This is a genomic window from Dysgonomonas sp. PF1-14 (genome assembly GCF_029892965.1).
In the GTDB taxonomy this organism is placed as follows: domain Bacteria; phylum Bacteroidota; class Bacteroidia; order Bacteroidales; family Dysgonomonadaceae; genus Dysgonomonas.
Map to the genome: position 1 here is coordinate 349,444 of NZ_JARXWN010000002.1, position 20,940 is coordinate 370,383.

At 40.0% G+C, this 20,940-nt stretch carries 22 protein-coding genes; 11 read left to right on the forward strand and 11 right to left on the reverse strand.

Translation table 11 applies throughout. The features are described 5' to 3' along the window. Window positions 1–13: 13 nt before the first annotated feature. From M2448_RS03835 to M2448_RS03875, 9 genes are all read right to left on the reverse strand, one after another. Complete coding sequence (locus M2448_RS03835; protein WP_280644967.1) at window positions 14–541, reverse strand: GNAT family protein; 528 nt, start codon at window positions 539–541, stop codon at window positions 14–16. Then, window positions 538–1,392, reverse strand: a complete 855-nt coding sequence (gene hisG, locus M2448_RS03840) for an ATP phosphoribosyltransferase (RefSeq protein WP_280644968.1) — start codon at window positions 1,390–1,392, stop codon at window positions 538–540. The genes M2448_RS03835 and hisG overlap by 4 nt, the downstream gene beginning before the upstream one ends. Window positions 1,393–1,617: 225 nt before the next feature. Beyond that, complete coding sequence (locus tag M2448_RS03845) at window positions 1,618–2,088, reverse strand: hypothetical protein (protein WP_280644969.1); 471 nt, start codon at window positions 2,086–2,088, stop codon at window positions 1,618–1,620. Between the two features lie 14 nt (window positions 2,089–2,102). Further along, complete coding sequence (locus M2448_RS03850; protein WP_280644970.1) at window positions 2,103–2,453, reverse strand: hypothetical protein; 351 nt, start codon at window positions 2,451–2,453, stop codon at window positions 2,103–2,105. A gap of 57 nt (window positions 2,454–2,510) precedes the next feature. Next, the gene (locus tag M2448_RS03855) at window positions 2,511–3,062 is read right to left on the reverse strand and encodes a sigma-70 family RNA polymerase sigma factor (RefSeq protein WP_280644971.1); all 552 of its coding nucleotides are present in this window, start codon (window positions 3,060–3,062) and stop codon (window positions 2,511–2,513) included. Between the two features lie 7 nt (window positions 3,063–3,069). Then, the gene (locus tag M2448_RS03860) at window positions 3,070–4,110 is read right to left on the reverse strand and encodes a tetratricopeptide repeat protein (protein WP_280644972.1); all 1,041 of its coding nucleotides are present in this window, start codon (window positions 4,108–4,110) and stop codon (window positions 3,070–3,072) included. A gap of 231 nt (window positions 4,111–4,341) precedes the next feature. Then, the gene (locus M2448_RS03865; protein ID WP_280644973.1) at window positions 4,342–5,679 is read right to left on the reverse strand and encodes a triacylglycerol lipase; all 1,338 of its coding nucleotides are present in this window, start codon (window positions 5,677–5,679) and stop codon (window positions 4,342–4,344) included. 104 nt (window positions 5,680–5,783) lie between these two features. Next, window positions 5,784–6,461 (reverse strand): hypothetical protein, encoded by a 678-nt coding sequence (locus M2448_RS03870; RefSeq protein ID WP_280644974.1) that lies wholly within the window; start codon window positions 6,459–6,461, stop codon window positions 5,784–5,786. A 114-nt stretch (window positions 6,462–6,575) separates the two neighbouring features. Next, the gene (locus tag M2448_RS03875; RefSeq protein WP_280644975.1) at window positions 6,576–8,039 is read right to left on the reverse strand and encodes a hypothetical protein; all 1,464 of its coding nucleotides are present in this window, start codon (window positions 8,037–8,039) and stop codon (window positions 6,576–6,578) included. Window positions 8,040–8,335: 296 nt separating this feature from the next. Here M2448_RS03875 and M2448_RS03880 point away from each other — a divergent pair, with 296 nt between their 5' ends. The 6 genes from M2448_RS03880 (at window position 8,336) to M2448_RS03905 (ending at window position 14,668) form a co-directional block, all read left to right on the forward strand. Beyond that, window positions 8,336–10,603, forward strand: a complete 2,268-nt coding sequence (locus M2448_RS03880) for an aconitate hydratase (RefSeq protein WP_280644976.1) — start codon at window positions 8,336–8,338, stop codon at window positions 10,601–10,603. 223 nt (window positions 10,604–10,826) lie between these two features. Next, entirely contained in the window at window positions 10,827–11,282 is a 456-nt protein-coding gene (locus tag M2448_RS03885; RefSeq protein ID WP_280644977.1) for a GNAT family N-acetyltransferase, read from the forward strand. A gap of 7 nt (window positions 11,283–11,289) precedes the next feature. Continuing rightward, complete coding sequence (locus tag M2448_RS03890; protein ID WP_280644978.1) at window positions 11,290–12,651, forward strand: citrate synthase; 1,362 nt, start codon at window positions 11,290–11,292, stop codon at window positions 12,649–12,651. After that, window positions 12,648–13,037, forward strand: coding sequence for a DUF423 domain-containing protein (locus tag M2448_RS03895; RefSeq protein WP_280644979.1), 390 nt, complete (start codon window positions 12,648–12,650; stop codon window positions 13,035–13,037). The genes M2448_RS03890 and M2448_RS03895 overlap by 4 nt, the downstream gene beginning before the upstream one ends. Window positions 13,038–13,119: 82 nt before the next feature. Then, window positions 13,120–13,836, forward strand: coding sequence for a head GIN domain-containing protein (locus M2448_RS03900; protein WP_280644980.1), 717 nt, complete (start codon window positions 13,120–13,122; stop codon window positions 13,834–13,836). Between the two features lie 103 nt (window positions 13,837–13,939). Beyond that, a complete protein-coding gene (locus M2448_RS03905) occupies window positions 13,940–14,668 on the forward strand; it encodes a DUF2807 domain-containing protein (protein ID WP_280644981.1) in 729 nt (242 codons plus the stop codon). A 111-nt stretch (window positions 14,669–14,779) separates the two neighbouring features. On the opposite strand, the gene M2448_RS03910 is transcribed toward M2448_RS03905, so the two are convergent. After that, on the reverse strand, window positions 14,780–15,043 hold the full coding sequence (locus M2448_RS03910; RefSeq protein WP_280644982.1) for a hypothetical protein: 264 nt from the start codon (window positions 15,041–15,043) through the stop codon (window positions 14,780–14,782). A 352-nt stretch (window positions 15,044–15,395) separates the two neighbouring features. On the opposite strand from M2448_RS03910, the gene mce reads away from it, so the two are divergent. The 5 genes from mce (at window position 15,396) to M2448_RS03935 (ending at window position 19,483) form a co-directional block, all read left to right on the forward strand. Continuing rightward, window positions 15,396–15,809, forward strand: a complete 414-nt coding sequence (gene mce / locus M2448_RS03915; protein ID WP_280644983.1) for a methylmalonyl-CoA epimerase — start codon at window positions 15,396–15,398, stop codon at window positions 15,807–15,809. Between the two features lie 129 nt (window positions 15,810–15,938). Next, window positions 15,939–17,489: an acyl-CoA carboxylase subunit beta gene (locus M2448_RS03920; protein WP_280644984.1), complete on the forward strand. Its 1,551-nt coding sequence runs from the start codon at window positions 15,939–15,941 to the stop codon at window positions 17,487–17,489. A 92-nt stretch (window positions 17,490–17,581) separates the two neighbouring features. Continuing rightward, the gene (locus tag M2448_RS03925; protein WP_280644985.1) at window positions 17,582–17,758 is read left to right on the forward strand and encodes a hypothetical protein; all 177 of its coding nucleotides are present in this window, start codon (window positions 17,582–17,584) and stop codon (window positions 17,756–17,758) included. A 16-nt stretch (window positions 17,759–17,774) separates the two neighbouring features. Beyond that, window positions 17,775–18,224 carry a biotin/lipoyl-containing protein gene (locus M2448_RS03930; protein WP_280644986.1) on the forward strand — a complete coding sequence of 150 codons (450 nt, stop codon included), beginning with the start codon at window positions 17,775–17,777 and terminating at the stop codon, window positions 18,222–18,224. A gap of 662 nt (window positions 18,225–18,886) precedes the next feature. Further along, complete coding sequence (locus tag M2448_RS03935; protein ID WP_280644987.1) at window positions 18,887–19,483, forward strand: NAD(P)H-dependent oxidoreductase; 597 nt, start codon at window positions 18,887–18,889, stop codon at window positions 19,481–19,483. A 74-nt stretch (window positions 19,484–19,557) separates the two neighbouring features. Here M2448_RS03935 and M2448_RS03940 read toward each other — a convergent pair whose 3' ends face one another. Then, a complete protein-coding gene (locus M2448_RS03940; RefSeq protein WP_280644988.1) occupies window positions 19,558–20,928 on the reverse strand; it encodes an alpha-amylase family glycosyl hydrolase in 1,371 nt (456 codons plus the stop codon). Window positions 20,929–20,940: the final 12 nt, after the last annotated feature.

Here is a 20,940-nt window from a genome sequence, read left to right on the forward strand (position 1 = left end):
GAGCTGTTAGTATTTATTTTAGATATTCCCTTTTCAACAAACTATAAATTGCAATATCGGTATAGACATTGTCGACTAACAGTTCTCCTTCACGCTCTATACCCTCAATCTGAAATCCAAGTTTTTCCGGTATCCTCCTACTTTTCTTATTCTCTATGGCAACTTTGATCTGCACCCGGTTCATATCCATTTCGGTAAAGGCATGTTCGACCAGTTTTTTCACTGACTGTATCATAATCCCCTTACCCTGTGCGTACTGCGAAATCCAGTAACCAATCTCGGTTTTATGATTGTCGAAGTCGGTATCTTTATAGCCGACAAGACCAACAAACTGTTCTTTGTAATAAATGGTGAATTGTTTGTCTGCTGTTTGCAGAACATATTTCACATAGTTCTCGGTGTCTTCGGCACCTTTGGTGGTGTCTACGAATGGCAGCCATTCACGCATATAATCGCGCTCGCTATCCAGTGTGTTGAATATCTTAAAAATATCGTCTACCGATAAGGGGTATAATACGATATCATCCGATACTTGAATCATAATATCATTTTTTCTATTGGTAACACAATTATTCCTTCTGCGCCGGAAGCTTTCAGTTTACTTATCACTTCCCAAAAACGCTTGTCTTCCACAACCGACTGTACAGAGCACCAGCCTTTGGTAGCCAATGCTGTAACAGTAGGGCTGCGCATACCCGGCAAGATATCAAATATTTCGTCAAGTTTATCTTCCGGTGCATTCAAAAGTACATATTTTTTTCCTTCTGCATTCTGTACTGCTTCTATTCTGAATATAAGTTCTTCAAGAATGGCCTTTTTTTCTTCCGGCAAGTCAGGAGTAGCAATCAGTACCGCTTCGGACTGCATTACAACTTCCACCTCTTTGAGGCGGTTGCTAACCAGTGTTCCGCCCGAGCTGACAATATCGAAGATAGCATCCGAAAGACCTATACTGGGTGATATTTCTACCGATCCTGTTATGATGTGAATATCTGAACTAATATTCTGTTCTTTAAGATATTTATTTAAGATGTGTGGATAAGATGTCGCTATCTTTTTCCCGTTAAACCATTCTACACCTTCGTATTTTTCGTCTTTAGGTATGGCAAGTGACAGACGGCATTTACTAAAACCAAGCCGTTTTATAATATCGGCTACCTCTTCTTTTTCCCTCAGTTCATTCTCTCCTACTACACCGATATCGGCTACACCTGTAGCTACCGCCTGCGGTATGTCGTCGTCTCTCAGAAATAGGATTTCGACCGGAAAATCTTTAGCGGGGATAAGTAGTGTGCGCTTTATATTATTCAGCCGGATACCGGCTTCTTGCAAAAGAGCCATTGTTTCTTCAAATAGTCTGCCTTTAGACTGAACTGCAATTCTTAGTACCATTGTATATTAGTTTTATATTTTTATAAAAAACAAGAGCTTACCTGTACAGGTAAGCTCTTTCTATATTTTTGCAGACACACATCAATATATGTTACTTACCACATGGCAGTAAAATAAAATGATGATGATGCATTGTTTTGTTCATTCTTATAACTTTTATGAAAACAAAAGTATATAATAATCGGAACAAAACAAACTTTATGACACTTTTTCTTTCTAAAAATATTATTTACGTTTTGCATTCCGTCCGTGATGCTGCTCTTGATGACGTTTCAGGGCTGCTTCTTTAAACTTGAGGTCTGCACTTCGGTACTTCTCTACTTTTTCGGCAGGCAACACCTTGCTAAATTTCTGGAAATACTCCATTTGCAGTTTAGCATCTTGTTGTTCTGCTTCGAGATTTGTTTGAGTTATTTTCTGATAATCGGCATCTGTCTTATTCTCTTTCCGTCTCAGTTCACGTGTCTTCATACGCGCCTCTCTGTAGATCTCGAATTTTTTTGTTGTAAATTCAGCTTCAAGTGGTATAAATTCCTTTATTTCCTTGTCGGTCAGATTCAGTTCTTTCTTCAGATAATCGCTTTTTTCTTTTTTAAGGGCTTCTACATCGAACCGCCCCTTTCTAGGTTTATCCTGAGCTGTTACTGAAAAAGTAAGACATATCAATGCTAAAATCAGGATAGCTTTTATTTTCATATCAACCTTTTTCTTTAATTATTATATAACATTTCCTTATACTTTGCCTTCACAATTTCGTCTTCCAAAAATGAGTAGTAAAAATCTTCTTCTTCGGACGAAGCGATTCCGGATGCAGACACTGTTGCCGGAATAGAACCGGGATCAGCCTGACTGCCCTGATCGAAAACTCCGGTCAGGAAGAGGACGCCGACAAATGCAGCTGCTACAGCTGTCCATGGAATCACCTTTTTCCACAATGGTACTATCTTCGCTGTTTTAATTTCTTTAGCAGGAAGCTTCTCCATTATTTCAGCATTAAAGTTCTGAAAATAATTTTCAGGTACTTTGAATGGATTTTTGTTTTTGTCTAAGTTATCCAACATAATCACTACTTCTTTAGTTCTCTATCTGTTATATAGACTATAATAATTGAAAAAGGTTTAATGTTCTACCGATAAAAATTCTTCTATTTTTTTTACGGCATGATGATATGATGCTTTTAATGCACCTACTGATGTTTCCAGTACCTCTGACATTTCTTCATATTTCATTTCATCGAAATATTTCAGATTGAATACGATACGTTGTTTCTCGGGGAGCGTCAGTATTGCTTTCTGTAATTTGAGTTGCGCCTCGTCTCCATCAAAGTACTCGTCTCCTTCGAGACGGGAAACAAGATATGTATCTGCATCGTCGATTGATATATTATTTGCTGCTTTCTGCTTGTTCAGAAATGTAATGGCTTCATTTATAGCAATACGATAAAGCCATGTGGAGAGTTTAGAATCGCCCCGAAAATTCTCTATACTAGTCCAGATTTTTATAAATGTATTCTGCAAGACATCATTGGCATCGTCATGGCTCAATACGATTTTACGTATCTGCCAATACAAAGGCTCGCTGAATTCTTTTACCAATTCCGAAAATGCAGCCTGCTGCGTTTTCGGGTCGGCTAGTCCTGCGATTAACTTATTCTCTGCTTCTTGTGTCATTTATTACTTATTCTTCTAAATCGGAATCATCACCAAAATCGGCTTCTTCATCGTCTCCGCTACCTTGTCCGTGTTCGAACCATTCGATAAAGTTATCGACCTGCGTCTTATGCTGATCCCACCATGCAAGTGATTCGGGGAAGTAGGATACACTTACATAGCGGCAATATGTTTCGAAATGCCCCGAACCTAATATTTCATCATACGTTGGCACAAAGAAATACCACAACAAACCGCTTTGGGTATCATTTTGCATCTGTCCTAATGTGAAAAATATCTGTTTTGAAGCCTCTACGAAATATTTATATTGAGAAGCTGCATCTGTAGCCCCAGTTCTTTTCTTCTTCAATAATTCATATAACTGCTTTCGGTCTATCCCATCTTCGGGGGTTAATTTATCCGGTTCTTTATCCAGATTGGCTGTAATGATATCATACATTTCGCCGAAAGCATCTTTAGACCGTTCTGTATTGGGTTCTAGCAGCAAGAAGAAATGGAAAGCGTAAAAACTTTGCGTCCACCGTCCCAAATCGTTGAGGGCATAGCCATACAACAGGAAAGTACTGGAATGTGTGGCATCTATTTCTATTGCCTTGCGCAAGTGCTGCACAGCCATTTTGTTATCTTTATTGTTGAAATAGCACAGCCCCAGATTGAAATGAAGAAGGTATTCATCTCCGCATTTTTCAAGAGCTTCGTTAAGCAGCCTGATGGCATCACCCATTTTATTCTGATTGGCCAACGCTGTTCCTTTTACGATGTAGGCATCCATCAGCAACGGTTGAAAGTTTGCCGATATGACCAGTGAACTGAGCTTTATCGCCATATTGTAATCTTTCAGTTGAAGGTAGGACAAAGACATTTCGTAAACGGCCGACATGGAAGACGGATTCACTTTCAGTGCCTCTTCGTAGCTTGCAATAGCGTCTTTATAACGTCCTTTATCGTGTAAAGCAACTCCTTGTCTAATCAGTTTTTCGGATGAGGGTTGTGCGTAAACAGTTAAAGTTGTGAATAATAAGAAAAATATAATCAGGTAATTTTTCATGCAACTAAGAATTTTTGAAACTACAAAAGTAAGAAAATTGTCTAAATAAGCGACTTTTCTTTTACTTCTTTGACTTTTTTAAAGATCGTAGGTTTAAAGTGGATAGCTAAAACACAGTCAGGAAAATAGGAATACATCTTAGTAACTGTTTAAATTTGACCGAAAATATTTCATATAACTGTTTCTGATTATTCTTTGGCTCTTATTTTTATTCTTTATTATTTACCAACTTTAGAATCCTTTATTTTTCAAGTCTGAAACAATATTTATATACGTTTCAATAACATCGAAACCCTTATAATTTCCACGAGTGATATCTATCATATCACCATGTGAAATACCTCTGCGTTTCTTATTTTCGAAAACTTCCCGAAACTCTCCCCACCGGGCAGAATCCAATGCCACGAGACCATCGTTTTGTTTATCATACATGCGCATTATCAGATAGGTTACAGACAGTAGGCTGTGACTGAAGCAGTTTTTCATCAGAGACATGTAGCTTTGATAGAACACACTGTCCACATCAGGAGTATTCTCATTGAATCTGAGGGAATATTCTTTTGTCAACTGATGTGTTGCGGTATAAAAATCAGGATTCAGATCACCAATTTTCAGGAAATATTTATCAAAAAACTTTGCAACAGACCTATATAGTTTATCTGAAACATGCTTATTTCCATAATCGGCAAGAGCACTCCCCCTGTGTGGTGTCGAGATAGTGGTCAGAGAGGCAACATAATCGCCCATACCAAGTGTACTTATTGCATATCTGGCATCGAGCCCTCCTTTAGAGTGTGCGATAATATTTACTTTTCCACAACCTGTAAGGTCAACTATATCCAGTATTTTTTCTTTGATCATTTGCCCGTTACCCTCTATTGTGCCGAATGCCTGCTGGTGTCCGTAATAGAGGCTGGCTCCGTTCTTTACCAGATTTTTGGGTATGCGCCCCCAGTAATTTATATAGCTGTAATCGCGGAAGCCAACTCCATGCAACATTAACAGCGGATATTTCGTCTCACAAACCGATGAATCTTTGCGCATATTTTCGTTATAGGCTTTATTGCATGCGTGATCATATTCATTAGATGCTATACGGCATAAATATATGATAACGAATATATTTACAACGGGTATCCAGATAAGGCAGCATACTACAATCCGTCTGACAATCCGTAATCTTGTAGAAAAGATGAGTATTCTGTAAAATCCATTCAGAAATGTCAGTATTATGAGTACAAAAGCAAGTATGCTATTGTTTCGGAATGTATCGGAAGGAATTGAAGTAATGGGATTAAATTGATAGTAAAGCAAAAATAATATAAGTTGGGCTACAAGAAGAGCAAAAAATAAAATCAAGAGGAATCTCCCCTGATAAACGACCTTAACCCTCGTTGCCACTTCCTTATCTGTGGAGCAGGGAATTGCTTGTATTCTTAGCCATACATACAGGGACAGAAGAATAAGCAATGAATATCCCAGAATGCCAAATGAAATACCTTCGGCTAAAGCCCATGTCTTTATAAGCGAGATATATAGAATACTATTAACAGCACAGAATATCAACAAGAAAGATAATATCTTATTATTGAGAATCTTTCGGAATATATCCAATACTATAATTGAAGATACAAACAGAAAACAGAGTATGTATAGGGTTAAAGTCACTGAATCTAAAATCGGATTTGTGATAATTCACTTTTATCTACGCACATTATCCCACAATAATGCTTATTCAATAAATTTTCTATTTCTTTTCTATTAACAGTTTGCTCACCTTCCCGCATTTTTAGATAATTATATAAAACCTGATCTTCTATCAAATTGCGCACTGTATCATAGCATAAAGTTTTGCCAAATGCAAAAGCCAGATAAAAACCTAAAGCGGCCAAAGTCATAGCTATCAATCCAACAATAACCGAAGAAAACAAATTTAAAACTCCTACGATAAACAAGGCTCTCAGAAATATCAGAAGGATGTGATTTGGAGCCAATAGGTCTAGTTTAAATCCTAAATAATGCTCCAAAGCCTTAACCCTCCGTTTCCTTTTTTTCGAAGGGAAAATATCTTTTAGTTTTGTATCAGGAGTTAATTGTTTAACATCAAAAGTACTTGTCGCTGAAATAAATCTTTTCAATTTATAAAACATACGTGATGAGGTGCAAACAGAGTCATTCTCCAATTGTATTTTACTAATTATAAGATTGGTCAAATCATCGAAAGTATGTGTATCCGATAGTTCATTCCCTTCAAATTTAATATTGAGACCTTTTTCTATAAGATACAGTTCCTCTTCCATAGTATTTTCTTCCAATTCTAATACCATCCTACCTTCCTTATTGATTTTCATACTTATAAATATAAAACACCCAAATATAGTGTTTTATTATAATATCCTAAAAACAACAAGAGCGCAAATCTATGGATTTACGCTCTCATCTAATATTTATATTATCATGTTTTCCTACTCTTTCACACAACGTACCGAGAAACCACTGGCACGCGCACCGCGTTCACTTGGCAATGTAGAATAAGCCTCAAACTTTAAACGGAAGCTCTCTGATTCTTCAGCTAGGGCCGAACCATACCATACATTCCCCTGAGTACCGACACTGATCAACTCGCCAGTATCGGCTGCTCTATAGCCGGCCGCAGGATAATATCCCGCATCGGGATAATCCTCGCCTTTACCGGCATCAAAGTTTCCACCGCTAACCAATCCTGCCCACGGCGTAGTATCGCCTGTCCCCGAAGCTGGAACCCGCCATCCCGGGGGACAAGGATCATTCGGTGCTTTGGTTCCATCTGAGTTTTCCCAAAGATGGTCATTTTTCACTGTTTTATCATCTGTGTACCAGTCGCCAAGCCTACCTGAACTAAAATAGAATGTACCCGGATTTCTTATTGCATTCTGAATATAATTTCCCTGTATGGCAGGCATAGTCTGCATTTCTACTTTGAGAATATTAAAATTACTGTTAGCTATTGTATAAAGTGTTTTCTCCTGAGTACTCACTGTAGTAGACGAACCTGGAAAAGGATCCTTACGTCCCCACTGGTAAAATAATCCTTTCGATCCGATATTTCCCTGAGTTGCATTGGTAGCACCCAGATTACGATCCATAAAGGTTGACCCGTTATAAGCTTTTTGTCCGCTGGTTTGAGTAGGGTCGTAATCCGTCACCCATATATGCCAACTCCAATACACAAGCCCATTTATCTTTAGCGTGACAATCGCATTACCAACTAAGCTCTGGCTGTTTACTTTCACACGTATATAGGAAAGAGGCCCTTTGTCTCCGTCAGCTAAACTGACACTGGTTACCAGATTGTCATGATCCTGCCATAGCAGGTCGACTGTTGTAGTTCCTTCCAGGTCAAGCCTATCTACATTTAACAGCTGATTCCACACAGCATACCCTTTTATTACTGGAATATCGACTGTCGAACCATTTCCTACTATATAGCAGTTCGATAGCTTAAGTGCTTCGGGGTCTTCCAGATTAGCAATAGGAGGCTCTACGGGGTCAACAGTTCCTCCAACATCTCCTCCGCCCGATTTTCGTGCATTAAGTAAATCCCATTGCTCTCCGTCCCAATAATAAAGTCCCGGATATATGCTATCGGGCTCCGACTTGTTCATATTATATACAAACAATCCTATACTCGCCTTCTTTTCATCTGCATAACCGGTATCAGATGGATCCATAAACGGTTGTAGAGTTTTTAAATTAATCAGCCCTACACGAGGTAATAAAACCCCTCCCGTTTTGCTGGTTATATTATTACCATCAGCCGATTGATCTTTTATTTGTAATAGAGCTGTCTTAGCAGGAGCTTCCCCCATGCCGATGGTTACTTGCGACAAGGCAGGAATTGAAATAATACATGCTATCAAAGTTATAGCCAGATTTAAATATTTATTCATTGTGAGAATGTGAAATAATTATTAATAATGACATTACGACATTATCTTTTCTTCTCATAAAAACACATCTCGCAAGGATTTTGTTTTATACCTGTTGATCAACTTTAATATAAACAATATTAAGCTCGACTAATTGACCAATAACACACTTTTAGAGACAAAAATGTTACAATATATAAATTTCACCAAATGGCTTATAGAAAAATGATATCAGGCGAGTGCTTTTTAACGGAATATTTTTATTATTTTTGTTACAATCCGGAAATCAAGATTGAAACTAAAAAAAGAATATCATAATGAAAAGTAATACTTTTGACATAGAGATGATCAGAAACTTTTACGATTCTTATCCTACGAAGGTAGAGAACGCAAAAAAAACACTGAACCGTCCTTTAACCCTGAGTGAAAAAATATTATATGCCCATCTGTCTCCCGATGAGAAAACAAAAGACTTTGTAAGGGTTGCAGATTATGTCAACTTTGCCCCCGACAGGGTAGCCATGCAAGATGCTACGGCACAAATGGCTTTGCTGCAACTGATGAACTCGGGACGTACCAAAGTTGCCGTACCGTCTACCGTACATTGCGACCACCTCATACAGGCATACAAATCGGCAAAGGAAGACCTGAATACAGCTGAAGTCACAAACAAAGAGGTTTATGATTTTCTCAGCGCCGTATCAGACAAGTTCGGAATCGGATTCTGGAAACCCGGAGCAGGCATTATCCATCAGGTAGTATTGGAGAATTACGCATTTCCGGGAGGGATGATGATAGGTACAGACTCACATACACCAAATGCGGGCGGACTGGGAATGGTAGCTATCGGAGTAGGCGGAGCCGATGCTGTAGATGTGATGGCGGGAATGCCCTGGGAACTGAAAATGCCAAAACTGATAGGTGTGAAACTAACCGGAAAGCTATCGGGATGGGCTTCTCCGAAAGATGTGATCCTAAAACTGGCAGGCATACTCACCGTAAAAGGAGGAACAAACGCAATTATAGAATATTTTGGTGAAGGAACGGCGTCTCTATCTGCTACAGGAAAAGCAACGATATGTAATATGGGTGCCGAGGTAGGTGCTACAACATCTATATTCCCGTATGACAAGAAATCGTCTGAATACCTGAAAATAACAGGCAGAACAGATGTTGCCGCATTAGCGGACAATATACTCGGATACCTGCAACCTGATGCAGAAATAGTAAACAACCCTCAAAAATATTTTGACGAGGTCATCGAAATAAATCTTTCTACTCTTGAGCCTTATGTCAATGGGCCTTTTACCCCTGATGCCGCACATCCGATTTCGGAATTTGCCAAAGTGGTAAAAGAAAAAGGTTACCCGCAACAAATGGAAGTAGGACTGATCGGTTCGTGTACCAACTCATCATACGAAGACTTGTCGCGAGCCGTATCTATTGTACAGGACGCTAAAGACAAACACATTAAAGTAAAAGCGCAGTTCATTATCAATCCGGGATCGGAGCAGGTACGCTATACAGCCGAAAGGGATGGTATTCTTCCTGTTTTTGAAGAGGCAGGCGCTACTATCATGGCAAACGCCTGTGGCCCATGCATCGGACAATGGAAGCGCGAAAGCGAAAATCCCGATCGCCCCAATTCTATTGTAACTTCTTTCAATCGTAACTTTGCCAAAAGGAATGACGGTAATCCGAATACGCATGCTTTTGTAACATCGCCTGAAATAGTGGCGGCACTGAGTATTGCCGGAGACCTTTGTTTCAATCCGATGACCGATACACTGGTTAATGAAAACGGGGAAAAGGTAAAACTACAGGAACCAAAAGGTTATGAATTACCGCCAAATGGTTATTCGATGGAAGACGCAGGCTATCAGGCTCCCGTTACTGACGGTTCGGCTATAGAGATCAAAATAGCACCAGATTCGCAACGCTTGCAAGAGCTGAAACCTTTTCCGGTATGGGATGGGAAAGATATTACAGAGCAGCCATTACTGATAAAGGCGAAAGGGAAATGTACAACCGACCATATATCTATGGCAGGGCCTTGGCTACGTTTTCGCGGACATCTCGATAATATATCGGATAATATGCTGATAGGCGCGGTCAACGCATTCAACGACAAAACAAATGCCGTACTCGATGTAGAAACGGGTGAATATATTGCCGTTCCTAAATTAGCACGTAAGTTTAAGGCCGAAGGGTTGGGATCAGTAGTTGTAGCCGAAGAAAACTATGGTGAAGGATCGTCGCGCGAACACGCGGCTATGGAACCCCGTTTTCTGAACGTGAAAGCTATTCTTGTGAAATCGTTTGCCCGCATACACGAAACCAATCTGAAAAAACAGGGTATGCTGGCACTGACTTTCATCAATAAGGATGATTATGACAAAGTACGCGAAGATGACACGATCAGTATTCTTGGCCTGACTGATTTTACACCGGGTAAGAACCTCACTATTGAATTAACCCACAAAGATGGAACGAAAGACCGCTTTGATGTAGCCCATACTTATAATGAGCTACAGATAGAATGGTTTAAAGCAGGTAGTGCACTGAATTATATGAAAAGAAAGTGATATAAGTTTCTGGAAACTTTATCTATAACGAGTACAGTCAACAGTTAGCAGTTAACAAGAAAAAGACTGTGAAAACTGTCAGGTTTGTGAGAATTTAGTTAAAATTGAGTATTGTGCGTAGGGGCGAATTGCATCCGCCCGAAAATCGGATAGATGGGCGAATGCAATTCGCCCCTACATATTGGAAATTTGTCAGACTTGTCAGGTTTTAGTTAAAAAATATATGAATATAAGCATACAGCCCATAGCCGAAAGTGATTTTGAGGAACTCGTTTCTCTCTTTCAGGAATTTGCCATATTTGAAAAGCTTCCGGATAAGATGACAAACTCTGTGAGTAAAATGAAAGCAGAGAAAGAATATCTGAAAGGCTTTACAGCTCGCGATGAGAATGGGAATCTGACAGGGTATGTTACCTATTTCTACGCCTATTACACATGGGTGGGCAAGTCTCTATATATGGATGATCTGTATGTGAGAGAAAAATACAGAGGCAACGGAATCGGCTCTTCACTCATAAAAAGAGTAATAACTGTAGCTGAAACCGAGAATTGCAACAGGCTGCGCTGGCAGGTATCCCACTGGAACCAACCTGCTATAAAGTTTTATGAAAGTCTGGGCGCTGAGATAAATAAGACAGAAATGAACTGCGATTTAGTTTTCGAGAATAACATAAAATAAACATACTATGGAAAGATTAAATAATAATGAAATAGTAAATCGGATATCGGATACCGTAAAGAATACGTGCAGCATAGAAAATGAGTTGTTTCAAAAAAACAATGTAAAACGCGGCCTGCGCAACGAAGACCATACAGGCGTGGTGGTAGGCCTTACCAAAGTAGGTGATGTGGTAGGATATGACCGCGACGAGAATGGCAATACCTACCCGATACCCGGCAGGCTGATGTACAGAGGCATCAGTGTTGAAGATATTGTGCGCGGAGCACAAAAGGAAAACAGGCTTGGCTTTGAAGAAGTTGTATATCTTATCCTTTCGGGAAATCTGCCCGACAAAAAAGAACTGACTGACTTTTCCGATCTGTTGAGTAAAACAATGGATCTGAATCCGAAAATAGTGATGCACATCCTCGACCTTGTGGGGAATGACATTATGAATTACTTGTCGCGCTGTGTACTGGAACTATATACTTTCGACGAAGATCCGGACAATACAACACCTGAAAACCTGATAAAACAATCATTAAACCTGATAGCTACCTTCCCTACCATAGTAGCTTATGCTCATAACGCACTAAGGCACAGCAAAGGCTTATCGCTGCACATCAGGCATCCGCAGCCAGACCTGTCTCTTGCCGAGAATTTCCTGTATATGATGAAAGGACACCACTACACTCCGCTGGATGTAAAGATACTCGATCTGGCACTGATGGTACATGCCGATCATGGGGGAGGAAATAACTCGACATTTACAGTGCGCGTTACCAGTTCTGCCGGCACAGATACATATTCGGCTATAGCAGCAGGTATCGGCTCTCTGAAAGGGCCTCTGCATGGAGGTGCTAATCTGAAAGTAGTGGATATGCTGAAGACCATTAAACGCAATGTAAAAGACTGGAAAAATGTAGATGAAGTAGATGCGTATATACTCAAAATACTGAAAAAGGAAGCTTATGACAAAACAGGCCTGTTCTATGGCATGGGGCACGCCATCTATACAATATCCGATCCGCGTACAGTGCTGCTGAAAGAAATGGCACGCGATCTGGCAATAGAGAAAGGGCGCGAAGACGAGTTCAACTTTATGAGCCTGCTCGAAGAACGTGCCATATACAACTTCATGGAGTTGAAGGGAAAGAATGTCAAGAAGCAAGTTTGTGCCAATGTGGACTTCTACTCGGGATTTGTATATGATATGATCGGGCTTCCACAGGAAATATTTACGCCTTTGTTCGCTATGGCACGTATTGTAGGATGGACTGCCCACCGCATCGAAGAACTCAATTTCAGACAAAAGCGTATTATCCGCCCTGCATACAAGAATGCTTCGGAAATACGTGAATATACACCTATTGGAAAAAGAAAATGAAACAACTCGTATTAATTATAGCTAGTATATATGGAATGCTCTCAGTAATACTGGGAGCATTCGGCGCTCATGCCTTCAAGGCAATATTATCACCTGAGAAGCTTATCAGTTTCGACACAGGAGTACGTTACCAGATGTATCATGCCATCGTATTGCTCATCATCGGGCTTACACTGTCGTTTACATCGTCTATCGAAAAGTGGTCGGCAATATGTATCATGATCGGTGTTTTCCTGTTTTCTTTCAGTATTTACTTTCTCGCCTTTTCGGAATACTGGGGAGTTAATCTTCGTTTTCTGGGTCCTGTAACGCCTATCGGCGGTATGTTCATGATCGTTGGATGGCTTCTACTGGTCGTATTTTTTGTAAAAATGAAGCTAAATTAAATTTTATTACCATTTTTTGTAACCAAACAGAACAAGACGTAGTCATACATTATAAATACTAATAACTTAAAATATTTATAGAATGAGAACTTTTTTATACACAACAACTATTATTCTGTTGGCTATTGCACTTCAGTCTTGTAATTTCAAGTCGGTTAGAGGAAATGGGAATGTAACCGAGAATATTGTAAATATTTCTGATTACAATCAAATAAAATTCAGTGGTGGAGCGACACTTGTTTACGAACAAAAAGCAGATACAACACCTTACCTGCGTATAGAAGTAGACGATAACATTTTCCCGCTATTGATCATCGAAAGTGGAGACAATACGCTATCTATCAAGAGCAAAGAAAACATAAGCCCAACAAGATATAATATATATACAAATTCATCCGGACTGAAGGGTATCACTGCCAGTGGCTCTATCAAAGCACACCTGAAAGGAAAAGTAACCACCCCCGAATTTAATTTCTGCGTATCGGGAAGTGGAAATATACAGGCCGATAGTATTATAAGCAACATTATCAGATCGAGCGTTTCCGGTTCTGGAAATATTACATTAGTGGGAAAAGCAGGATTTGTCGATAGCTCGATATCCGGTAGTGGCAAAGTAAATGCAGCATCTTTAGTTGCCGATACTGTCGAATGCAGCGTATCCGGCAGTGGCAACTTCTTTGTACATGCCGAAAAACACCTTAAAGTAAGAGTATCGGGTAGCGGTGATGTAAAATACAAAGGTGATCCTAAGATTGATCAGTCCATTTCAGGTTCTGGCAAAGTTATCAAAGCTGATTGAATTATTTTCGGACAACCTTATCTATAAGATAAAAGGCACCTTGTTACCCTTTTATCAAATCGACTCGTGCCTATCGATAAAAGTAACTTAAAATTACAGACATATGAAAACCATTCTATACATACTTGGTGTCATCGCACTTACAGCTATGCTATATTCCTGCGACCCCGAAGCGGTGAGGGGAAATAAGAAAGTAAAAGAATATGAAGTCGACATAAAAGATTACAATAGTTTTGCTTTCCAGATGAGGGGCAGCAAAATGGCAAAAATAATCTATCAACAACGCCCGGATGCTACTCCTTATTTGCGGATTGTAACTGATGAGAATATCTATGACCTACTGGATATAGTATCGGACAGCAGCGGTTTGTCTATAAAAGACAATGTAAAGATCACCCCTTCCAGAATGGAGATATATACAAATTCATCTGATCTGAGAAAGATGGTTATCGTCAGCTATGCCAAAGTCCTGCTGAAAGGCAAACTGGAAACACCGGAACTATTACTGGAGTCGTATGGTATGGGAGATATTACGAACGACAGTATAATATGCGATAGGCTGGAAGCGAAAATTTTTGGCATGGCAGATGTCATATTAACAGGAAAGGTCAACAAATTTGATGCTTATATAGCCGGAAAAAGTAAAATCGACGCATTTGCTCTTCACGCAGATTCTGTATCGTGTACAGGTGAAGGTATGGGCAATTTCCGTGTATATGCCGACAAGTACCTTAAAGCAAATATCTCGGGCATGGGAAAAGTAAACTATAAAGGTAACGCGAAAGTAGAACAAGAAGTCTCAGGACTCGGAGGAGTAGAAAAAATAGACTAGGACACACCATAAGAATAAAGGAACCGGATATGCTGCCAACCGATTCCTTTATTTCATATGCCTCAAGGATTTACACTATTAAGTTATAGTATATTATCCGGATCAAAACAGTTACATTCCGACCTGAGTTCTGATGTACTCTTTAGCTTCATCTTCGGTCAGGAAATACAGAAGCCCTCTGAACTCGAACGGAAATTTGTCGAACGGCAGACTGAAGCGTTTTTTTTCGCACTCTAACGAAAAGTTTTCATAAGTAGTCGCTGTATAGTTATACACTTCATCCGGTTTGCTTATGCGAAACAACTTGATCGACAATCTGCGGGGATCTACTCTATACAAGATATCCCCAACTTTTAAAGCACTTTTTGTTTTCATCGCAATCTGGCTTTAGGGAGTGGCACATATATGGTGTATATTGTATAATGCTAAAGATAGCTATTTTGTTGTATGAAAACCAACATTTTAACAAAAAAAAGCGTACTGTTTTTAGCAGGTTATATCATTCTGACTATTTTCTATTTTAAGACTTACAAGCTATCATTAATCAAACACAATACACCATCTTACACCTAACAGCAAGGCGTTTAGCTAACAGTTTTCCACTTATGCACACTTCTCGCCGCATTGTGCATAAAATAAGTTTTTTTATGTTATTAATTTCTTTGTCTTATAATTTAGTAGTACCTTTGCGCGGAACTAAATAATAACTTTTTATTCAGATAAAATCATGAATATTTCGCACATCGAACATTTAGGTATTGCTGTAAAAAGCATCGAAGAGCAGCTTCCTTACTACGAAGGAGTTTTGGGTCTGAAATGTTATAGCATTGAGGTAGTAGAAGACCAAAAAGTTAAAACAGCATTTTTCAAAGTGGGACAAACCAAGATCGAACTTCTTGAACCAACTAGTCCCGACAGCACAATCGCTAAGTTTATAGAAAAAAGAGGAGAAGGCATTCACCACATTGCATGGTGCATCGAAGACGGAGTTGCTAATGCTCTGGCTGAGGTAGAAGCTAAAGGTGTTCAACTTATCGACAAAGCTCCACGTCGTGGTGCAGAAGGATTGGATATCGCGTTTCTACATCCGAAATCTACAGGCAGTGTACTAACTGAATTCTGTGAGACTCCAAAAAAATAAATAAGTATTGAAGTATTAGAGTTTACAAGTTTACTAGAAAAACATTAATGTAATCGTAATATATGCCTAGACTCTAGTACACTAGTATACTTTTACAACTTTTAAACTAATAAAAAAATATATTAAAATATGGGCCAACTTGAAAAAGTAAAAGAGCTTATGGAACTTCGCGCTAAAGCCCGTCTAGGGGGAGGCGAAAAGAGAATTGAAGCTCAACATGCGAAAGGCAAATACACAGCACGCGAACGTATAGCAATATTGCTTGACGAAGGCAGTTTCGAAGAATTCGACATGTTTGTAGAACACCGTAGTACAAACTTCGGTATGGACAAGCAAAAGTTTCTTGGCGACGGTGTTGTAACCGGATGCGGAACTATTGACGGACGTCTTGTATACATCTTTGCTCAGGATTTCACTGTTATCGGTGGATCACTATCTGAAACTATGGCATTGAAAATATGCAAAGTAATGGATATGGCAATGAAAGTGGGTGCTCCTGTAATCGGTATCAACGACTCGGGTGGCGCACGTATCCAAGAGGGTGTAAATGCCCTGGCCGGATATGCTGAAATTTTCCAACGCAACATTCTTGCATCGGGTGTTATCCCTCAAATTTCCGGGATCTTCGGCCCTTGTGCCGGTGGAGCCGTTTATTCTCCTGCTCTGACAGACTTCACGCTGATGACAGAAGGTACATCTTACATGTTCCTTACAGGCCCTAAAGTAGTGAAAACTGTAACAGGTGAAGACGTTACACAGGAAGAGCTGGGTGGTGCAAGCGTACATACTACTAAATCGGGTGTAGCTCATTTCTCAGTAGCAAACGAAGACGATGGTCTTGCGCTTATCCGCCAACTATATGGTTTCCTTCCTCAAAACAATATGGAGGAAGCTCCTCGCAGAGAGTGTACCGATCCTATCGCTAGAATGGACGATCTGCTGAATGAAATCATCCCTGACAATCCGAACAAGCCATACGACATGTTTGAAGTTATCGGTGCTGTTATCGACAATGGAGAATTCCTTGAAGTACATGGCAATTACGCTAAAAACATTATCATCGGTTTTGCCCGCATGAACGGTCAGTCAGTGGGTATTGTGGCTAACCAGCCGAAATATCTTGCAGGTGTGCTTGATATTAATGCTTCGCGTAAGGCTGCACGTTTCGTGCGCTTCTGTGATGCTTTCAATATTCCTTTAGTAACGCTTGTCGATGTACCGGGATTCCTTCCGGGAACAGGACAGGAATACGGCGGTGTGATCACTCACGGTGCAAAACTGCTTTACGCTTATGGAGAAGCTACTGTGCCTAAGGTAACAGTTACACTTCGTAAATCTTATGGTGGTTCACACATCGTAATGAGCTGTAAGCAACTTCGCGGAGACATCAACTACGCATGGCCAACTGCCGAAATCGCAGTAATGGGTGCCGATGGTGCTGCCGAAGTACTTTATGCAAAAGAAATCAAAGAAGCAGAAAATCCTGCTGAAGCTCTTGCTGCCAAGAAAGAAGAATATAATAAATTGTTCTGTAATCCTTTCAATGCTGCACGCTATGGTTATATCGATGATGTTATCGAACCGCGTAACACTCGTTTCCGTGTGATCCGCGCTTTGGAGCAACTGAGAACTAAAAAGCAAGTGAATCCTTCTAAGAAGCATGATAACCTGCCTCTATAATATTTAAGTATTTAAGTTTATAAGTGTACTAGTTTACAAGAATCATTAAGGCTAGTAAACTAAATAACTAAAAACTAGTAAACTAAAAGGAAATGAGTGATCAGAATATATCAAAAGAAGTATTGGCTGCTATAGCATTGGCTATATATGATACACAACATCAACATGATATAGAAAGTAATGTACTGACTATAAAACATGTATCGAAAGACTATTTGCCTTGGGCAGATAAAAGGGAGTCTATGCTTCAAATGCCAGTAAGAAAATAAAATTCGGAAAATCATTATGAAACAATTCATATACAGAATCAACGGTCAGGAATATATAGTTGCCGTTAATAAAATGGAAGGTGACCTTGCAGAAGTTGCTGTAAACGGAACTAACTACAAGGTAGAACTAGTAAACAATGATGAGGAAGTAAGCCTTGTTAGCCGTCCGGCTGCAAAAGCTCCGGCTGCGACGACTGCTTCTGCTCCTAAAGCCACAACTCCTGCTCCAACAAAACCTGCGGGTGGCAGCGGTGCCGGCAGTGTAAAATCGCCTCTTCCGGGTATCATCATCGATGTACTGGTGAATGAAGGTGATGAGGTGAAGAAAGGACAAACTGTAGTTATGCTGGAAGCCATGAAAATGGAAAATGCTATACAGGCCACACAAGATGGGAAAGTCACAGGGATACACGTATCCAAAGGTGATTCCGTACTTGAGGGAGTAGCGCTTGTTACCATCGGATAATAGGTCAGGAATACTATATAAAAACGCTGTATGATTTTTTCATACAGCGTTTTGCTTTATTTTAAAGATTCAATTTCTTCCTGCGCACAATCACAGATTGCTTGCATTCCTTTTGGCCTAAGCCCCAAAAGGAACCAAAAAGTCTTTTGCGCCCCGCTTCATAGGACGACCCGTAGAAGGGCTTAAAGTCTAAACGAAAAAACTCGCTCAGAAGTTTGTAGAATCTTCATTTGAAGTTAAGCTCAAACACGTTTTCGTTTCACGCCTTTTTCACCCTACGGGTACCCCGTCCATAAAGCTAACGGCGCGGGCTAACGCACGATTGGCTGGCAATTATGCTGCTTCGTCAGCGCGTTGCGACTCTGTGCATTAGCTCCGCAAGCGGGTACCTGTCCGGTGCAGGCGGCGTAGAAGGGAATAGGGCGATAGCCCGTTTGTCCCCTTCAGCCGGCAAGCCGTTGACAGGTCGCTGAGGAGCGGAGCACTAGCCTTTTGTTTCGTTTTGGGCAATGCCAACCAACGGTCACAGGAGTGAAACGTATGTAAAATGACTAATGAAATTGAACGTTTATTTAATACAATATCAAATACTGATTGGATTATCTCACTAAAGAATAACTTTAGTCATTATATACTGTAAAATATTCTCAAAACATAAAATTATGAAGAAAATACTTGTAATAAACGGTGCCCCAAAATTTGCACACTCTGGCGGAGAATTCAATAAAACATTGTCGGCATGGACTATCAACTACTTTCGCCAACAAAAGGATACAGAGGTAAAATACACAGACATAAACAACGGATATGATCCGAACGAAGAAGTAGAAAAATTTGTATGGGCAGACATTATCATTTACCACACTCCTATCTGGTGGTTTGCTATGCCTAACGACTTTAAAAAATACTTCGACGAAGTCCTTACCGAAGGACATCAGAAAGGAATCTATTTCAGTGATGGCAGACGCTCCGCAAATCCGACACGAAACTATGGAACAGGAGGTCTATTGCAAGGACGCAAATATATGTTGACAACAACATGGAATGCACCTGTGGAAGCGTTTACGCTTGAAGATGAGTTTTTCCATCAACAGAGTGTCGATGAAGGAGTCATGTTCGGATTCCATCGCATGAATGCTTTTATCGGATTAAGTAAGTTAGAGAGCTTTCATTTTTATGATGTGATGAAAAATCCGAATATAGAGCAATCGGAGAAAAATTATCTGGCACATTTGGAAAAGATAGGCAAGTCCATTTAAGGAACACATCTATAATAAGAAGAGTCCGAAACACCTGCTTCGGACTCTTTTGTTATATAACTTAATATTATCTATTACAACGAGTTTCGCGTAAACACTCTGTATTCCCAAGCTTTCAGAGTCTTAGGCAGATTACCGACCAGTTTACCCGTAAAATAATCTATATAATTGTCTCGTCCCAATGCATCATTGCTGGCATAGGTAAGATTCTTATCCGACAAGTTGAGCATTACCATTATTTCCTTTCCGGCTTTCTCTCTTGAGAATATAAGCAGTTCTTTTCCATAGTTAGTGCTATAACGCCTGAAGTCCCCCCCCATTTCTCCCGCACGAAGCGCAGGATGTGTATGTTTCAGTTCGTTCAGCTTCTTATAGAAAGTTGTGGTTGCATTGGCATTCCATGAAGGCACCATATCTTTTTCGAAGAAAGACAGGCGTTTCTTCAATCCCACCTCTTGCCCTGTATAGATCATCGGCATACCATTCAATGTGTATGTCAATACAGCAAAAGCGTCTACTGCTTTGCCGTAACGTTCAAACTCCGTTCCGTTCCATGAATTTTCGTCATGGTTGGTAAGGAAATTCATTTTAAATCCGTCCGGACATTTTATTGTATCCAGTTTTTGCAGATATGTGGCAATATCATCGGCTGATTTTTCCCCTTTGTAGATAGCCGCCATCATGTGCATCAGTTCCCATGAATAATTAACATCGAAAGCATGATCAAGCAGATCGTATTCCTCCGACTCTGCCAGCATAAATACAGGCTTAATACTGTCTAATGCAGGGCGTACACTATTCCAGAAATCGGTAGGAACTTCGTGTGCCATATCGCAACGATAGCCGTCGATTCCGAAATCGGTTATCCAGTATTTCAATGCGTCGGTCATAGCGGCACGCATTTCCTGATTGTCATAATCCAGTTCATAAGTATCTGTCCAGTCATACGGGCTTTTCGGATTTCCGGCTTCATCTTTCACGTACCAGTCCGGATGTTCAGTTAACCACACATTATCACCTCCGGTATGATTGGCTACCCAGTCAAGTATCACTTTAAAGCCCATTTCATGCGCTTTATCCACTACCCTTTTGAAGTCTTCTTTTGTTCCAAATTCAGGATTTACTTCTTTATAATTTTTCACTGCATAATAACTGCCCAGAGTTCCTTTACGATTTTTCTCCGAAATAGGATGTATCGGCATAAACCACAGTACATCTACCCCCAGTTCTTTCAGTCGTGGGAGATGCTGCTCAAAAGCCGCAAAAGTACCTTCTTTAGTATATTGCCTTACATTTACTTCATAGATCACTGCATTGCGTGTCCAGTCTTCATGCTTCACAGTACATTTTTCGACAGGTCCTGCTGCCGGTTTTGTTTTTGGATCACAGGAATAACCGATAAAGGTAATTGCTGCAACAGCCAATAATAATAGTCGATTTCTCATATGGTTCTATTT

Excerpts from the sequence above, each read along its gene's own strand:
- M2448_RS03835 (WP_280644967.1), bottom strand. The coding sequence starts at position 541 with ATGATTCAAGTATCGGATGATATCGTATTATACCCCTTATCGGTAGAC.
- hisG (WP_280644968.1), bottom strand. The coding sequence starts at position 1,392 with ATGGTACTAAGAATTGCAGTTCAGTCTAAAGGCAGACTATTTGAAGAA.
- M2448_RS03845 (WP_280644969.1), bottom strand. The coding sequence starts at position 2,088 with ATGAAAATAAAAGCTATCCTGATTTTAGCATTGATATGTCTTACTTTT.
- M2448_RS03850 (WP_280644970.1), bottom strand. The coding sequence starts at position 2,453 with ATGTTGGATAACTTAGACAAAAACAAAAATCCATTCAAAGTACCTGAA.
- M2448_RS03855 (WP_280644971.1), bottom strand. The coding sequence starts at position 3,062 with ATGACACAAGAAGCAGAGAATAAGTTAATCGCAGGACTAGCCGACCCG.
- M2448_RS03860 (WP_280644972.1), bottom strand. The coding sequence starts at position 4,110 with ATGAAAAATTACCTGATTATATTTTTCTTATTATTCACAACTTTAACT.
- M2448_RS03870 (WP_280644974.1), bottom strand. The coding sequence starts at position 6,461 with ATGAAAATCAATAAGGAAGGTAGGATGGTATTAGAATTGGAAGAAAAT.
- M2448_RS03875 (WP_280644975.1), bottom strand. The coding sequence starts at position 8,039 with ATGAATAAATATTTAAATCTGGCTATAACTTTGATAGCATGTATTATT.
- M2448_RS03880 (WP_280644976.1), top strand. The coding sequence starts at position 8,336 with ATGAAAAGTAATACTTTTGACATAGAGATGATCAGAAACTTTTACGAT.
- M2448_RS03885 (WP_280644977.1), top strand. The coding sequence starts at position 10,827 with ATGAATATAAGCATACAGCCCATAGCCGAAAGTGATTTTGAGGAACTC.
- M2448_RS03890 (WP_280644978.1), top strand. The coding sequence starts at position 11,290 with ATGGAAAGATTAAATAATAATGAAATAGTAAATCGGATATCGGATACC.
- M2448_RS03895 (WP_280644979.1), top strand. The coding sequence starts at position 12,648 with ATGAAACAACTCGTATTAATTATAGCTAGTATATATGGAATGCTCTCA.
- M2448_RS03900 (WP_280644980.1), top strand. The coding sequence starts at position 13,120 with ATGAGAACTTTTTTATACACAACAACTATTATTCTGTTGGCTATTGCA.
- M2448_RS03905 (WP_280644981.1), top strand. The coding sequence starts at position 13,940 with ATGAAAACCATTCTATACATACTTGGTGTCATCGCACTTACAGCTATG.
- M2448_RS03910 (WP_280644982.1), bottom strand. The coding sequence starts at position 15,043 with ATGAAAACAAAAAGTGCTTTAAAAGTTGGGGATATCTTGTATAGAGTA.
- mce (WP_280644983.1), top strand. The coding sequence starts at position 15,396 with ATGAATATTTCGCACATCGAACATTTAGGTATTGCTGTAAAAAGCATC.
- M2448_RS03920 (WP_280644984.1), top strand. The coding sequence starts at position 15,939 with ATGGGCCAACTTGAAAAAGTAAAAGAGCTTATGGAACTTCGCGCTAAA.
- M2448_RS03925 (WP_280644985.1), top strand. The coding sequence starts at position 17,582 with ATGAGTGATCAGAATATATCAAAAGAAGTATTGGCTGCTATAGCATTG.
- M2448_RS03930 (WP_280644986.1), top strand. The coding sequence starts at position 17,775 with ATGAAACAATTCATATACAGAATCAACGGTCAGGAATATATAGTTGCC.
- M2448_RS03935 (WP_280644987.1), top strand. The coding sequence starts at position 18,887 with ATGAAGAAAATACTTGTAATAAACGGTGCCCCAAAATTTGCACACTCT.
- M2448_RS03940 (WP_280644988.1), bottom strand. The coding sequence starts at position 20,928 with ATGAGAAATCGACTATTATTATTGGCTGTTGCAGCAATTACCTTTATC.